Source organism: Ruminococcus sp. RTP21484sp1_RTP21277st1_D2_RTP21277_210401, assembly GCF_040924225.1.
GTDB classification, from domain to species: Bacteria; Bacillota; Clostridia; order Lachnospirales; family Lachnospiraceae; genus Blautia_A; species Blautia_A faecis.
The window spans coordinates 26,270-42,857 of record NZ_JBCOMJ010000033.1; the positions used below are offsets into that span (position 1 = coordinate 26,270).

The 16,588-nt window shown below is 42.8% G+C and carries 14 protein-coding genes and 1 riboswitch; of the genes, 13 read left to right on the forward strand and 1 reads right to left on the reverse strand.

The genetic code is table 11. The features are described from left to right. The first annotated feature begins 97 nt into the window (after positions 1-97). From hisZ to hisI, 5 genes are all read left to right on the forward strand, one after another. Positions 98-1,234 (forward strand): ATP phosphoribosyltransferase regulatory subunit, encoded by a 1,137-nt coding sequence (hisZ, locus tag AB5706_RS18600; protein WP_173716742.1) that lies wholly within the window; start codon positions 98-100, stop codon positions 1,232-1,234. Next, complete coding sequence (hisG, locus tag AB5706_RS18605; protein WP_148463394.1) at positions 1,231-1,866, forward strand: ATP phosphoribosyltransferase; 636 nt, start codon at positions 1,231-1,233, stop codon at positions 1,864-1,866. Before hisZ ends, hisG begins: the two co-directional genes overlap by 4 nt. Before the next feature lie 48 nt (positions 1,867-1,914). Next, positions 1,915-3,228, forward strand: coding sequence for a histidinol dehydrogenase (hisD, locus tag AB5706_RS18610; protein ID WP_173716743.1), 1,314 nt, complete (start codon positions 1,915-1,917; stop codon positions 3,226-3,228). Continuing rightward, positions 3,225-3,812 (forward strand): imidazoleglycerol-phosphate dehydratase HisB, encoded by a 588-nt coding sequence (gene hisB, locus AB5706_RS18615; protein ID WP_173716744.1) that lies wholly within the window; start codon positions 3,225-3,227, stop codon positions 3,810-3,812. The genes hisD and hisB overlap by 4 nt, the downstream gene beginning before the upstream one ends. 128 nt (positions 3,813-3,940) lie before the next feature. Beyond that, entirely contained in the window at positions 3,941-4,285 is a 345-nt protein-coding gene (gene hisI / locus AB5706_RS18620; protein WP_118583473.1) for a phosphoribosyl-AMP cyclohydrolase, read from the forward strand. Here the strand turns inward: hisI and AB5706_RS18625 are convergent. Beyond that, entirely contained in the window at positions 4,269-4,319 is a 51-nt protein-coding gene (locus tag AB5706_RS18625) for a hypothetical protein (protein ID WP_368072645.1), read from the reverse strand. The two genes, hisI and AB5706_RS18625, sit on opposite strands and share 17 nt — an antisense overlap. A 79-nt stretch (positions 4,320-4,398) precedes the next feature. Here AB5706_RS18625 and AB5706_RS18630 point away from each other — a divergent pair, with 79 nt between their 5' ends. The 8 genes from AB5706_RS18630 (at position 4,399) to AB5706_RS18665 (ending at position 16,581) form a co-directional block, all read left to right on the forward strand. Further along, positions 4,399-5,829, forward strand: coding sequence for a VanW family protein (locus AB5706_RS18630; RefSeq protein ID WP_173716745.1), 1,431 nt, complete (start codon positions 4,399-4,401; stop codon positions 5,827-5,829). 83 nt (positions 5,830-5,912) lie between these two features. Beyond that, positions 5,913-6,103, forward strand: a riboswitch (cobalamin riboswitch). Positions 6,104-6,302: 199 nt separating this feature from the next. After that, entirely contained in the window at positions 6,303-9,326 is a 3,024-nt protein-coding gene (locus AB5706_RS18635) for a hypothetical protein (protein ID WP_173716746.1), read from the forward strand. Between the two features lie 57 nt (positions 9,327-9,383). Further along, entirely contained in the window at positions 9,384-10,583 is a 1,200-nt protein-coding gene (locus AB5706_RS18640; protein ID WP_173736061.1) for an ABC transporter substrate-binding protein, read from the forward strand. 44 nt (positions 10,584-10,627) lie between these two features. Further along, a complete protein-coding gene (locus AB5706_RS18645) occupies positions 10,628-11,680 on the forward strand; it encodes a FecCD family ABC transporter permease (protein WP_148463387.1) in 1,053 nt (350 codons plus the stop codon). A 1-nt stretch (position 11,681) separates the two neighbouring features. Then, a complete protein-coding gene (locus AB5706_RS18650) occupies positions 11,682-12,782 on the forward strand; it encodes an ABC transporter ATP-binding protein (RefSeq protein WP_173771929.1) in 1,101 nt (366 codons plus the stop codon). Between the two features lie 93 nt (positions 12,783-12,875). After that, positions 12,876-13,739 carry a YitT family protein gene (locus tag AB5706_RS18655; protein ID WP_118583485.1) on the forward strand — a complete coding sequence of 288 codons (864 nt, stop codon included), beginning with the start codon at positions 12,876-12,878 and terminating at the stop codon, positions 13,737-13,739. 88 nt (positions 13,740-13,827) lie between these two features. After that, on the forward strand, positions 13,828-14,766 hold the full coding sequence (locus AB5706_RS18660) for an alpha/beta hydrolase (RefSeq protein WP_330602692.1): 939 nt from the start codon (positions 13,828-13,830) through the stop codon (positions 14,764-14,766). Between the two features lie 3 nt (positions 14,767-14,769). Then, on the forward strand, positions 14,770-16,581 hold the full coding sequence (locus tag AB5706_RS18665; protein WP_173771927.1) for a DUF6320 domain-containing protein: 1,812 nt from the start codon (positions 14,770-14,772) through the stop codon (positions 16,579-16,581). The last annotated feature ends 7 nt before the right edge of the window (positions 16,582-16,588 follow it).

The window sequence follows — 16,588 nt, forward strand, 5'->3', positions numbered from 1 at the left end:
ATTCCACTATAATCAACATTGATTTTTACATTATCGTAGTAGCGTGATAAAGTGTTATGTAATTAACAAGCAAGAAACAACATGGAGGAAACATGATATGCAGAGAATTTTTCATACGCCGGAGGGTGTACGGGATATTTACAGTCAGGAATGCAGCCGAAAACAAAAGCTTCAGGAAAAGCTTCACCGTGTATTCCATCAGTATGGCTTTGAAGATATAGAAACTCCCACATTTGAATATTTTGAAGTGTTTAGTAAAGAAGTGGGAACCATTCCCTCCAGGGATCTTTATAAATTTTTTGACAGAGAAGGCAATACCCTTGTTCTTCGACCTGACTTTACACCGTCCGTTTCCAGAGCCTGTGCTACCTATTTTAACCCTGAAAAAGAAGTAGTAAGTCTGTGTTATACAGGCAACACTTTTATCAATAATTCCAGCTTTCGCGGAAGATTGAAAGAGACAACCCAGATGGGCGTTGAGCGTATGGGCGATGATTCACCGGAAGCAGATGCAGAGATTCTGGCTATGACAGTAGAGTGTCTGCTTGCGACAGGACTTACCGAATTTCAGGTAAGCGTTGGGCAGGTTGACTATTATAAAGCGATTTTTGCCCAGACAGGCTTGAGCCAGGAAGAGGAAGAAGAGCTTCGGGAGCTGATTTCCCAGAAAAACTATTTTGGTGTGGAAGAGCTTGTAAAGAATAAGAACATGGATAAATCCCTTGCAAGAGTTCTTTCCCAGCTTCCTCAGATGTTCGGATCGACAGAAGTTCTGGAAAAGGCAAAATCCCTTACGGACAATCCACAGGCATTAAAGGCGGTTGCGCGTCTGGAAGAAATCTATGAGCTTCTGAAGGTTTACGGCTATGAGAAATACGTTACTTTTGATTTTGCAATGTTAAGCAAATATCATTACTATACCGGAATCATTTTCCAGGCTTATACCTATGGTACAGGAGAAGCGTTGATCAAGGGCGGACGCTACAATCAGCTGATGAAGCATTTCGGCAAGCCTGCTGCATCCATCGGGTTTGCCATTGTAGTAGATAACCTTCTGATGGCTCTTTCCAGACAGAAAATCGAAATGGAGGGAGAGGAGGGCGTTACGGTTATCACTTACCGCAAAGAAAACCGTATCCAGGCAATCCAGAAGGCCAAAGAGCTTCGCGCCCAGGGCAGAAATGTAGCCCTTCGCCCAGAGAAAGTAACTAAGGTTTGTGAGGTGGAATTATGAGATATCTGACTTTTGCCCTTACCAAGGGAAGACTTGCAGACAAAACCCTTGCCATGCTTGAGAAAATCGGGATCACCTGCGAAGAGATGAAAGATAAGGATTCCCGTAAACTGATTTTTGTAAATGAAGAATTAAAGCTTCGTTTTTTCCTTGCCAAAGGACCAGATGTACCTACATATGTAGAATATGGCGCAGCTGACATCGGAATTGTCGGAAAGGATACGATCCTGGAAGAAGGCCGTAAGCTTTACGAGGTAATGGATCTTGGATTTGGAGCCTGCCGCATGTGTGTTTGCGGACCTGAAAGTGCCAAACCCCTTCTGAATTCAAATCAGCTGATTCGTGTGGCAACCAAATATCCAAACATTGCCAAAGATTATTTCTATAATAAGAAACATCAGACTGTGGAAATCATTAAGCTGAATGGTTCTATTGAGCTTGCCCCTATTGTAGGTCTTTCTGAAGTGATTGTGGATATCGTTGAGACCGGAAGCACACTTCGTGAAAATGGACTGAAGGTGTTAGAAGAAGTTTGCCCTCTTTCAGCAAGAATGGTTGTGAATCAGGTAAGCATGAAAATGGAAAATGAAAGAATCAGTAAGCTGATTGAAGATTTACGAAAGGTAATCTGAAATTACTGTTTTTTCTGGAATAAAATAAAATTGGAAGGATCGATCACAATGCGTACAGTAAGATTAACAAAAGAATCTACCAAAGATATCCTGGAAAATCTTTTAAAACGGAGCCCTAATAATTACGGCAAGTTCGAAGCCGCAGTAGCAGATATTCTTGCAAATGTAAAAGAAAAAGGGGATGAAGCTCTTTTTTCTTACACAAAAGAATTTGATAAAGTAGAGGTAACTCCGGAAACCATACGTGTAACCGAAGCGGAAATTGAAGAAGCATATAAAGCAGTTGATGCATCCTTATTGGAAGTTATCCGCAAGGCACTTGTAAACATCCGCAGCTACCATGAGAAACAGCGTCAGAACAGTTGGTTTACCAGTACCGAAAATGGCACCATGCTTGGTCAGAAGGTAACACCATTAAATCGTGTAGGTGTTTATGTTCCAGGCGGAAAAGCAGTTTATCCTTCTTCTGTATTAATGAATATTGTGCCGGCAAAAGTGGCAGGAGTACCTCACATCGTTATGACCACACCTCCTGGGAAAGACGGTAAAGTAAATCCATCCACTCTGGTTGCTGCCAAAGAAGCAGGCGCTGATGAGATCTATAAAGTTGGTGGTGCACAGGCAATCGGAGCACTTGCTTATGGTACTGCAAGCATCCCAAAGGTAGACAAGATCGTAGGACCTGGCAACATTTTTGTAGCCCTTGCAAAAAAGGCTGTTTATGGACATGTGAGCATTGATTCCATCGCTGGTCCAAGTGAGATCCTTGTCCTTGCAGATGAAACTGCAAATGCACACTATGTAGCAGCAGATCTTCTTTCTCAGGCAGAACACGATGAGATGGCTTCTGCAATCCTCATTACTACCAGTACAGAACTGGCACAGAATGTAGAGAAAGAGATTGAAGGCTATCTGAAGGTTCTTTCCAGAAAAGAGATCATCGAAAAATCTCTGGAGAATTTTGGATATATCCTTATTGCAGAAGATATGGATGAAGCAATTGAAGCAGCGAATGAGATTGCTTCGGAACATATGGAAATTGTCACTAAGAACGCTTTTGAGGTAATGATGAAGGTACGAAATGCAGGCGCTATTTTCATTGGAGAGTACAGTTCTGAACCTCTTGGTGATTATTTCGCGGGACCGAACCACGTTCTTCCTACCAACGGAACAGCCAAGTTCTTCTCTGCACTTTCCGTTGACGATTTTATTAAGAAATCCAGTATTGTATATTATTCCAGGTCTGCATTACAGGAAATCCACAAGGACATCATCCAGTTTGCATCCTCAGAGCAGCTAACTGCACACGCCAACTCCATTGCAGTCCGCTTTGAAGAGGAAGATAAAAAGGAGCAGTCATGACAAGAGAAGCTACTGTTGAACGAAATACAAAGGAAACTAAAATTGCCATAAAGCTGAATCTGGACGGAACCGGAAAAAGCAGTCTGGATACAGGTGTGGGATTTTTCGATCACATGTTAGATGGCTTTACCCGCCACGGACTTTTTGATCTGGATATAAAGGTAAAGGGTGATCTTCAGGTTGACGATCATCATACCATTGAAGATACGGGAATTGTTCTTGGCACAGCTATTAAAGAAGCGGTTGGAGACAAGAAAGGAATCAGGCGTTACGGAAGCTGCATCCTTCCAATGGATGAGTGTCTTGTGCTTTGCGCCATTGATCTCGGGGGACGCCCGTATCTTTCCTTCGAAGGTACGTTTACCAGTGAAAAAATTGGAGATATGTCCACAGAAATGGTGAAGGAATTCTTTTACGCCATTTCTTATACGGCAGCCATGAATCTTCACATTAAGGTTCTAACACCGGGAAATAATCACCATATGGCAGAAGCCATGTTCAAAAGCTTTGCAAAGGCGCTGGATATGGCGGTAGCTTATGATCCTCGTATTACAGATGTGCTTTCTACGAAGGGAAGTCTCTAAGGGCAGAACAAACAGAATTACAATTAAGACGATATGATATATGCCACTTGTTTTCATTTTTTTCGAATTGAGCATGAAAGCAGGTGGCATAATTGCAGAAGAATTTTTCATAAAGGAGTATTAAAAATATGGAACAGAACCAATTAAAGTCCAAAATGTCCTGGTCAGATTTCAAATTAAACAGTGACGGCATGGTTCCGGTTATTGTGCAGGATTACAAAACAGACGAAGTTCTTATGCTTGCGTACATGAACGAGAAAGCATACCTTACCACTCTGAAGCTGGGAAAAATGACTTACTGGAGCCGCAGCCGCAACGAGCTCTGGACCAAAGGACTAACCTCCGGTCATGTTCAGTATGTGAAATCATTGACTATTGACTGTGATAATGATACAATTCTGGCAAAAGTAGAGCAGGTAGGGGCTGCATGCCATACCGGAAACCGGACATGCTTTTTTACCCCATTGCTCTAAAGCCTGTTTGAAAAATCATTCCTGCAATCTGCACGCCCCACTTTGCGATATATTTTGCAGAAAGCCTTTTTCAAACACGCTCTAAAAAAGACTGCAAAAGGTAAAATTATTACATGAAAAAACAAGTGAAAAACGGTGTGATCAAAGTTCTGATCCTGGTTCTGATTCTGGCAGGTGCGTATGGGCTGTGGTGTCATTTTCTTACAGATAATGTAATCTGGAAGAAGCTTAAAATAAACGGCATAGCCATTCAGGGAATGACCAAAGAGGAAGCCATTGACGCAATTTCAAAAGATTTTCAGGAAAAATATGAGAACACACAGATGACCATTACCCTGAATGGAAAGAACTTTAAGGTATCCATCTATCCTGTTCTCGGTCTTGATGTAAAATCAATTGTAGAAAGTGCCTATGCTCTTGGACATGGTGCCTGGTTTACTCATGGAACTGACCGCATCGAACTGATGAACAGCAAGACAAAGGAAGAAGTCACCCTTATGCCAGAAGCCCGAAACAAAGACGAACTGGACAAGCTTCTGGAGGATGCTGGAATTTCAAAGGGATCCACCACTATACAGACTTCCTGTGAACTTACAGATACAGAGCTGGTTATCACTAAGGGAAAAACCGGAATCGGTCCGGATATGGATGCATTGAAAGAAGCGATTCTAAAAGCAATTTCCATAGAAGATTATGAAGCTGTTATCGAATGTCCTACTATGAAGACACCGCCAGAGGAACTGGATCTGGAAGCCTATTATGAAAAAGTACATACAGATGCCACAGATGCTTCTCTGGGGGAAAATAATGAAATTATTCCGGCAGTTACCGGAATTTCATTTGATGTGAAGTCAGCTGCAAAGAAGCTGGAAAAAGCAAAAGAAGGGGCAAAGATTACCATCCCCCTTGAAATAACCCTACCCGAAGTTTCTACAGAAGAGATAGAAGCCCTTCCTTATCTGAATCTTCTTGGTACTTATACTACATATGGCGGAGGTACCGAAAACCGTGTTGCCAATTTGAAGCTTGCCGTGGAAGCCTGTGATGGAATGGAACTTCAGCCAGGACAGATTTTTTCCTACAACGATACTTTAGGTCCACGTACTGAGGAACGAGGGTACAGGGAAGCAACTGTAATTGTAGGAGGCGAACATGCCCAGGATATCGGAGGCGGAATCTGCCAGATTTCCACTACGTTGTTTATGGCATGCCTGCAGTCTGATCTGACCATTGTTGAGCGTCATAATCACGCTGCCCGAATTGATTATGTTGAGGATGGTCTGGACGCAGCAGTGGTGTGGGGAGGTCAGGATTTCCGTTTTCAGAATAATACTGCTTATCCAATTAAAATTGAAGCCTCTTACGATGAAAAAGAGGAAGCCGTAACGGTATCCATTTACGGAACCCAAACTGACAATAATACGGTAGAGATTACTACAGAGCATTCCGATCCAAACACCTGTAAAACCTACCGCAGTGTCTACGATGAGAATGGAACACTTCTCCGCACAGATGAAGTCGGGTACAGTAAATACAAGCAATAACCCTATAAATCTATTGATTTCGACATAACGGTCTGCTATAATGAGGTGAATTGAATAAATCCGTTTTCAGTGCCAGACATATCTGTCTGCTACAGCGTGCAGATTGTGGGAATATTTTTCAACACGCTCTAAGAGGGAATCAGGTGAAAGTCCTGAACGATCCGGTCACTGTAACCAGGGAGTAGAATCCAGTGAAACCATTGGTATATTGCTGAGAAGGATGGATTCTGTGTTGATCTGTAAGTCAGGAAACCTGCTGAATTCGTTTAATGAAAGCTTCCGAAGAAAGTACTTCATTCTCATTAATATATTTGATAATACAATATATTGAATTTTTAGTGCCTGTTTTCTCAGAGGAAGCAGGCATTTTTTTGAAATAATCCTGTCAGGATTGCCCATTGTACAAACAGGCTCCAGAAGCAATTGGGATTTATTCAAATTATAAAATAATAGGAAGAATCGAGGAAAAAGAAATGAAAAGAAATTCAAAACGCTTTCTTGCACTGTTCCTTTCCGTCGCGATGACGGTCACTCCTGCTGTACTTACACAGGCAGAAAATGAGGATGCAAACGTACAGGTTTCTGTTACACCAACTCCAGAAACAGAGGCGGAGAAGACTGCTGTTGCTGCTGAGACCCCTGTGCAGGAGAACGCAACAGCTGAGGAAGAAAACACTGACACTACAGTAACTCCGGCAGCAGTGGATGCCTCTGCTGTGAAAGAGACACCTGCTGCTACAGAAACACCTGCCTCTGAGACCACTCCTGAGGTTACTGCATCACCTGCTGAAGAAAGCAAAAATGAGGAAGCAGAAGCTCCACAGCCTACAGCTGCACCAGAAACAACAGAAGAGGGCAAAACCGAAGAGACAGATAAACCAGAAACAAAGCCAGAGGATCTGAACCCAGATGGTTCCAACATGACCATTGACAAGGAAGATAACAGTGCATATAAAATGCTTAAAATCAAAAGCTCTTCTGCTGAATTAAATGGTGATAAAATTAAGATAACCCTCAATACTGACGGAAAGAACTATGAGAAGCTTTATCTTGGTTCTAAAGAAGATCCTGACGAAGCAAAAAATGCAGCAGCAATCGTTGGTACAGAAAATGAAGATGGTTATACTTTCATTTTTGAGGTTCCTGCCAGTGAACAGGTCCAGACTTTCAGCATCGTACCATTTTCTGTAAAAAATCAGAAATGGTACACAAATATGGCTTTGAAACTGAACGTTCCAGGAATGAAAGCCCCGGAACCAACAGCTACTCCAGAGCCAACTGCAGCCCCTGAGCCAACTGCCACTCCACTGCCAACTGCAGCTCCAACCCAGGCACCAGCCCAGAATGAGATTACAGATGCCGGAATCAAGCTTGTAAAAGAAAACGGTGATGAATTTGCAATGTTCGTAATCACCGGTTCCACTGTAAAGGTTTCGGAGGATAAGTATATTGTCACACTTTCTACCGCAAAACAGAATTATGACATGATCTATCTTGGCAGTGCCAGTGACTCTGATAAAGAAGCAAATTCCATCAAAGGAGTAGAGAACAGTGCAGGAGGCTATACCTACACCTTTGAAGTTACTGCAAGCAAGGAAGCTCAGACAATAGCAGTCGTTCCTCATTCCAAGAAGAGCCAGAACTGGTACGCAAAGGGTATATTGACGATTACCGTACCGGCGGTTCCAGGATATGGAGAGGCTGCTCCAACACCGGAACCAACTGTTTCCCCAGAGCCTACCGAAGCACCGGTTGAGACTCCTGCACCAACTGAAACTCCAGTGCCAAGCACAACTCCGGAAGCAACCACCACCCCAGAGCCAACAGCAACCCCTGCTCCAGGCAGCTGTGCAAGCGGAATTTATAATATTACAGTAAACTCCAGTTCCTCTATGTTCCGTGTAATTGACTGTGTCCTTACTTCCAAAAACGGAAAGATGACAGCTGTTCTTACTTTAAGCGGAACTGGTTACGACTATCTATGTCTTGGAACAAAAGAAGAAGCTGCCGCAGCCGATTCCTCCACCTGGATTCCATATGGGACAGACGCAAATGGCAAATATACATATGAGATTCCTGTTGAAGCCCTGGACAATGGAATTGCAGTTGCTGCTTTTTCCCACAAAAACCAGATCTGGTATGACAGGATCCTGACTTTCCAGTCCAGCACTTTAAATAAGATAGGTGACGTACAGGATGATCCGCAGCCAGATACTGCTCCTGACACAACAATCACAGCAACTCCTGCACCCACTGCAAAACCAAATAAAAAACCGACAGCAACTCCTACACCAACAGCAACTCCAAAGCCAGACAAGAAACCGGAAGAGGAATCCAAATACGAATCTGACTTAAGCGGCGGAACAGCATCTGTAAACAGTTCTACTACATTAGCAGATGGAACCTATACTCCTGACAGTTTCTCCTGGTCTGGTGGTTCTGGAAAGGTCAGCATTTCCTGTAACAAAGTTACGGTAACAAATGGTCAGGCATATGCGACTATTGTATTCAGCAGTGAATATTACGGTTATGTAAAAGCCAATGGAAATAAATACTACGGTGCATGCGGCGGCGGAACTTCTACTTTCACAATTCCGGTAGCACTGAACCAGAATAATACGATCATTGGTATGACAACCAGAATGTCCCAGGCTCATGAAATCACTTACACCATTTATATCGCTTTAAAGGGTGCAAACGATCCGAAGAAAACAGACAAGGATAACCCGGCAGATGACAACAGCATGCTTTCCACAGGAAACAAGAAGCTGGATGATTCTGCACCAGAGATCACAGGTCTTGAGTATAAAGACGAAACTACTCTTGAGCATGCAAAATACTTTAAGCTTTATCACTACGCAAAGGGTATTACCCTTCTTGAAGTAGATATGACAACAGATACTGCAAGAAAACCGGAAACTGTTGATTCCGGAAAAGAAAATGCAAAAACAGAAGCTGCTGATTCCCAGGAACTTACAGGTACAGAAAAGCTCTACATGGGCAATGTTGTAAAATACCTGATCGTACCTGAGGGTGCTGTTATCCCTGCAGGACTTGATAAAGATGTAATCGTAATCAACCAGCCGGTAGAATCTGCTTATGTGGCTTCCACAGATGCTCTTAACATTTTGGATAAGCTTGATCTTACAGACAAAGTTACTGCTCTTGGAATGGAAAAAGAGGACTGTACGGTAGACAGCCTTACAGCTGCTCTGGAAGATGGTTCCGTAACTTTTGCAGGAAAAGATGAAGATACAGATTACAAAGCTCTTGTAAAGAGTCAGTGCGGTATTTCTATCCTTTCTTCTGATATTCTCCCGACAGAGGAAGCAGACACAGAAGCAAAAGAAAACCTTCTGAAAGATTCCGCAGAGAAATATTCCACTCTGAAAATCCCGTTTATCGTGGACCGTTCTGCAGATGAAAAGGATGACAATGCAAAAGCTGAGTGGGAAAAAGCTTACGAAGCAATTTTTGTAACTGATGAGGAAGAATAAATTACTATTCTTCACCATATGCACAGTAGCAAGAATAATCAGCAGGAGAAAATAAAAATGTATGACAAAAAGCTGAAATATAAAATTTTAAGTATTTTTGCAGCAACAGTTATGACATTTACTGCCATTACTCCGGTATGGGCAGAAGAGGAGAACCTGGAAGCAGATGCTTCCGGGGAGACTTCTTCTGACACATCAGAAAAAAGTGCTGCACCTGAAATTGCAGGTCTGACCTATGAATCCGCCATGGATCTGTCTTTTGCAGAATGCTTTGACGTGTATTATTACAATGACGGTTACAAACTTCTGGACATCCATGATGATGCCAGATATCTGATCGTCCCAGAGGGCAAAGAGGCACCTGATGATCTGGATCCTGAAATCCAGATCCTTCAGCAGCCACTTGACACCATCTACATGGCAGCCACTTCCCCGATGGCATTGTTCGATGCAATCGGAAGTGTAGACTCCATCAAGCTGTCAGGTCTTGATGCTTCCGGTTGGTATATCCAGTCAGCAGCTGATGCTATCAATAACGGCGAAATGACCTTTGCGGGAAAATACGATGAACCGGATTACGAGCTTCTGGTAGGTGACGACTGTGATCTTGCAATAGAGTCTACCATGATCCTTCATGCACCGAAGGTACAGGAGATGATCGAAACTCTTGGAATTCCTGTTTTCACCGATCGCTCCAGCTATGAGAGCCAGCCCCTTGGACGTACAGAGTGGATCAAGCTTTATGGCGCAATGATGAACAAAGAAGAGGAGGCAAAGACCTTTTTTGACCAGCAGGCACAGGTTATTGAGAAGCTAAAGGACTTTACAAATACGGAAAAAACAGTTGCGTTTTTCTACATCAATACCAGCGGTTCTCCTGTAGTACGTAATCCTAAAGATTATATTTCCAGTATGATCGAGATTGCCGGTGGAAGAAATGTATTCGCAGATCTTCAGGATGACAGTGGAAAAACTTCCGTTGCCATTACCATGGAGGAATTCTATAATACCGCGGCAGATGCAGATTATCTGATCTACAACTCCAGTATTGATGCTTCTGTAAAAAGCATAGACGATCTTCTTGCAAAAGAAAGTCTGATGGCTGATTTTAAAGCCGTAAAAGAGGGAAATGTCTGGGTAACTGATGATTCCATGTACCAGCATACAGATACAATTGGTGAACTGATCACAGATCTGAACCTGATGCTTACCGGCGGAAGTGAAGAGGATATGACTTTTCTTCATAAGCTGAGCTGACAGCAGGTTCTGTTGTAAATGAAACAAAAATGGAGAAAAATAAAATGAGCAATCAATCCGCTGGAACCAGCTTCCACATGGAAAATTTTAAGAGACGATCTCGTTACGCTATGGTTTTCATTCTGCTGATCCTGGCCTTTGGCCTGATCACAGTTTTGAATATCAACACAGGAAATGTTCATATTTCTCTGTCTGAGATCATAGATATCCTGCTGAAAAAAGCCACAGATACAAAAGAATACAGCATCATCTGGAAAATCCGTCTTCCCAGGATCCTGATGGCTGCCATTCTTGGAGGTGCCTTATCCCTATCTGGTTTTCTTCTTCAGACCTTTTTTGAAAATCCCATTGCAGGACCTTTTGTTCTGGGAATTTCTTCCGGTGCGAAAATGGTAGTAGCTCTTACCATGATTTATTATCTTGGCAGAGCTGTAAACGTAACTTCTTACACTCTGATCATTGCAGCTTTTATTGGTTCCCTGATTTCCATTGGTTTTATTCTTCTGATTTCAAAAAGGATCAAGCACATGGCCACCCTTCTGGTTGCTGGAATCATGATTGGCTATATCTGTTCTGCAGTAACTGATTTTGTGGTAACTTTTGCAGATGATTCCGATATTGTAAATCTTCACGGATGGTCACAGGGAAGCTTCTCCGGTATGAGCTGGAGTAACGTTTACATTTCCTGTGTGGTGGTAGGAATTACCCTGATCCTGACTTTCCTGCTGTCAAAGCCCATCGGTGCTTATCAGCTGGGAGAAGCTTATGCACAAAGCATGGGCGTAAACATCAAATTCTTCCGCGTTGCTTTGATTTTGCTTTCCAGTATTTTATCAGCAACTGTAACTGCTTTTGCAGGACCGATTTCTTTCGTTGGAATTGCAGTCCCATTTCTGATGAAAAGAAGCTTCGGCACATCCAGACCACTTATAATCATTCCGGGAACATTCCTGGGCGGTGCAGTTTTCTGTATGATGTGTGACCTGATTGCCAGAATGGCTTTTGCCCCTCTGGAGCTGAATATCAGTACCGTTACCTCCATCTTTGGAGCACCTGTTGTTATTTTCATGATGTTGCGAAAGAAGAGAGGAAACTGAAATGGATAATTACTATTTTCATATGGATAACCTTTCTGTCGGTTATGATAAAAAGGCCTTAATTCATGATATCTGTATTGGAATAAAAAAAGGGGAGATTGTAACTCTCATTGGTCCAAATGGTTCTGGTAAATCTACGATTCTGAAAAGTATCACAAGACAGCTGCAGATCATTGGTGGAAAAGTTTACTTTGATGATCGCAATCTGAATTCTTTTTCCTATAAAGAGCTTTCCACACGCATGGCAGTAGTTCTTACGGAACGAATGCGTCCGGAGCTTATGACCTGTCATGATATTGTGGCAACCGGACGCTACCCTTATACAGGCAGACTCGGTATTCTTTCCAGAGAGGATGAGGAAAAGGTAGAGGAAGCCATGAGAGCGGTGCACGCGGAATCGCTTGGCAGTCGTGACTTTAACAACATCAGCGACGGCCAGCGTCAGAGAGTGCTTCTTGCCCGTGCGATCTGCCAGGAACCGGATATTATTATTCTGGATGAGCCAACCTCTTTCCTTGATATCAAACATAAGCTGGATCTTTTATCCATTCTTCGGGATATGGCAAAAAAGAAGCAGATCACAGTTATCATGTCTCTTCACGAAATCGATCTGGCACAGAAAATTGCAGATAAGATCATCTGCGTAAAGGGAGATACTATTTCTCATTTTGGAAAGCCGGAAGATATTTTTGAAGAGAACATGATCAAGGAGCTGTATGAGATCAACAATGGATTTTTTGATCCCCTGTTTGGAAGTATTGAGCTTCCGAAACCAGACGGAGAAGCGAAAACTTTCGTAATCTGTGGAAACGGCACTGGTATTCCCATATTCCGTCAGCTACAGAAAGAGCACACACCTTTTATTGCAGGTATTCTTTACACCAATGACGTGGATTACCGCCTGGCAAGACTATTGGCTTCAAAGGTGATCACGGAAGAACCCTTCATGGAAATCAGTGAAGAAGCCTTCCAGAAGGCGCAAAAAGCCATGGAAAGCTGTGAGAGGATAATCAGCACGGCTGTTCCGGTTGGAAGCTGCAATAAGCGGTTAGGAGAGCTTATAGATGCAGCGAAGAAGAGCGGGAAAACAGAGTTTGTATAATTCTGCCTTGCGGGATTCTTTGATTCCGTTTCTTTACAGGACTCATTTTTTACGTTATACTGAGTTCACCGAAAGAAGGAGAGGACTCGTTTTATGAAAAAAAATATATTTACAAAAGACAACCTGATGTTCTTTATCATTCTGAATCTGGGATTGATTTTTACAGCGGTTGGAATTGCCATTTTTAAAACACCCAACCATTTCGCATTTGGTGGTACATCTGGTCTGTCTATTATCCTTTCTACCTTATTTCCGAAGTGGAATGTAGGTGCATTTATGTGGATCGTCAATGCAGCACTTGTTGTACTTGGATTTTTCTTCCTTGGAATCCGCTCCATGGGCTGGACTGTCTATTCCTCTTTTGCCCTGTCTTTCTATGTAAGTGCCTGTGAAGCTATTTATCCCCTTAGTTCGCCACTTACACATGACGTGTTCCTGGAGCTTTGTTTTGCAGTGATCCTTCCTGCAGTGGGAGCTGCTATGGTATTTAATGTCGGTGCCTCCACTGGTGGTACTGATATTGTGGCAATGATTTTGCACAAATATACCAGCCTTGAGATCGGACGTGCCCTTTTGGTCAGTGACCTGGGAATTGTGCTGATCGCTGCTTACCTTTACGGTGCCCAGACCGGACTTTACTGTATTCTTGGAATGATCCTGAAATGCACTGTAGTAGACAGTGCTATTGAGAGTCTGAATCTGAGAAAGGTATGTACGATCATTAGCAAATATCCGGAGCAGGTAGAAGAGTTCATCATCAATGACCTGCATCGTTCTGCCACAGAGCAGAAGGCCTTTGGCATCTATACCAAGAAGGAGCAGAAGGTAATGATGACTGTGCTTACCCGAAGCGAGACCAACCGTCTTCGTATTCATTTAAGACAGATTGATCCTCATGCATTTATTACCATCGTAAACAGCAGCGAAATCATTGGAAAAGGCTTCCGTTCTATCTGATGCCTGCCAGCTAATGCAGAAGACTGATTTTTCCATAACAGAACAGTCTGATGAAGCTTGATTTTAAAACCAGAAAGGAATACAGGCCATGATTTCCAAAACCATGCGAGCAATTCTCCACACCCTTTCCTACGGCAATATCGAAGTGGAATCCTCCCGCAGACTGGTGGACATTAAGAAGCTGGATGCCATGAATATTTTTCTGAAAAAAATGGATATCCAGATTTTCAACGGGGACTACGAAATCCCTCTGCGGATTTATTTTCCTACTGAAGAAGCCATGACAAACGGGGTGGAAAAAGGCCATACTTTTCCAGTTCTTCTATTTTTTCATGGCGGAGGATGGGTGACAGAAAGTGTGGATACCTATAACCGTGTATGTGCCAGAATGTCTCAGTCTACCGGTCATATTGTAGTATCCGTGGAATACAGGCTTGCTCCTGAATACCGTTTTCCAACGGCTCTGATGGACTGTTATGCAGCGGCGAAAGCACTTTATACCAATAATCTGATCCTGAATACAGATTCCCGAAGAATCACTATTATGGGTGACAGTGCCGGAGGAAATCTTGCAGCCGCAGTTGCTCTTATGGCAAGAGACAAGGGCGACTTTCAGGTATTCCGGCAGATTCTTATTTATCCAGCCTTATATAATACCTATACAGCCGCTTCTCCCTATTCCTCTGTGCAAAAGAACGGCACCGACTACCTGCTTACTGCAGTGAAAATGCAGGATTATCTGAATCTGTATGAGAGCTGTCCGGAGGATCGGGTCAACCCTTATTTTGCACCTCTTCTGGCAAGAGATTTTTCTAATATGCCAGAAACCCTGATTCTCACAGCAGAGTTTGATCCTCTTCGTGATGAAGGCGAAGATTATGGAAAAAAACTGGCAGAGGCTGGTAATTATGTAGAAGTACACCGGATCAAAGATGCACTTCACGGCTTTTTTGCTCTTGGAATCCGCTTTTTCCATGTGCAGGAAAGTTTTTCTTATATGAACGAATTCTTAAAAAGGGAAGTGTGAAAATTGAAAGAAGGATATTCGAACTGGAGAAAACTGGATAACGCGGCCCTTGCTTTTCCTCTGGTAACTGGCAAAAATGATACCAGAGTATTTCGTTTTTACTGTGAACTAAAGGAAAATGTAAAACCGGAGCTTCTCCAGGCCGCTCTTGAAAAAACCATGGAAAAATATCCTCTGTTTCAGATGGTTCTCCGAAAAGGATTATTCTGGTTCTACCTGGAACACAGGGATATTCGTCCAATTGTAAAGGAAGAGAAGAAGCCTCCATGCAGCAGGCTGTATATTCCGGACAAAAAGAATCTTCTTTTCCAGGTCAGCTATTATGAAAAAAGAATCAATTTTGAAGTTTTCCATGCACTGACAGATGGTACCGGGGCAATGCATTTTCTCCAGGAACTGGTAAGCAATTATCTGAAAAAGGCTCACCCGAAACAGGATCTGCCTTCTCTTCCAGTCACGGATATGAGCACCCCCGGTGATCAGGAGGAGGATAGCTTTTCCCAGTATTATTCCTCGGATATTCCCGGAAATTCTGAGAAAAAACCTCGCGCTGTCAGACTTCCGGGAGAACGGCTGCTTCATGAGGATATGCATATTACAGAGATTGTACTTCCGGTAAAAGAGCTTCATGCAAAAGCAAAAGAATACGGTGTCTCCATAACCATTCTGATCACAGCCATGTTTCTTTGTTCCATCCATGAGGAAATTCCCAAGAGCAGGCAAAATCGCCCCATTGCCCTTATGGTTCCTGTAAATCTGCGGAATTATTTTCCCTCACAGTCTATGGCAAATTTTTTTGGCTGGATAGAAGTGGGACATGATTTTTCCCAAACTTCTGATTTTACAGAAATTCTGGCTCACGTGAAAGAGCAGTTTGCCGCAGAACTGGTAGAAGAGAAAATTGCCAGACATATGAATAGCTATGTCCGTCTGGAGAAAAATCCGGTCATCCGTGCAGTTCCCCTGGAAATAAAGAAATATTTCCTTATGCTGGGAGCAAACCTAAGCTCTAGAAGCATTACGGCTGTTTATTCCAATATTGGAATTCTTCGTTTTCCAAAGGAGTATAACCAGTACATTGACCGTTTCGGAATTTTCGCAAGTACCAACTCCATGCAGCTTTGTTCCTGTTCTTACGAAAACGAAATGGTTCTTGGATTTACCTCCAAGCTTCCCAAGGATAATATTCAGCGAAATTTTCTGAACATGCTGAAAAAAGAAGAAATTCCTTATACAGAAAAAACCAATAATTTCCCCGGCTGTTCCCTGAAAGAGAAAAAGGAGGCGCAGAGAATCGTGCAGGTTTTCAATTTTGTCTGCATTGCAGCTGCAATTCTCTGCGGCATGATCAATTACCTTACACGGGAAAAACTGGACTGGTTCTGGTTCGCCGCAGCTGGCTGTCTTTGCGGATGGCTGATCGTAGCGGTTGCTTATGCCAAACGGAGGAATATCTTAAAAAACGAGATCATACAGTTGATCCTGGTAACTGTTCTCGCTGTTCTGTGGGACAAATATACCGGATGGCATGGCTGGTCTCTGGATTTTGTCCTTCCATTTGGCGCTCTTGCAGTACTTGGCTCTATACCCGTGATCGTAAAAGTACAAAAGCTGGAAAAAGAAGAGTATCTGTTTTATCTTGTTCAGGCTGCTTTTGCTGGTCTCGTACCGCTGATCCTTATGTTTCTTCACCAGATCCGTTTCCCATACCCATCTGTGGTATGCACAGGAATCAGTCTGCTGGTATTTGCAGGAATGTTTATTTTTAACAGCAATGATACTATCCGGGAGTTTCATAAAAAACTTAGAATGTAATAAAATG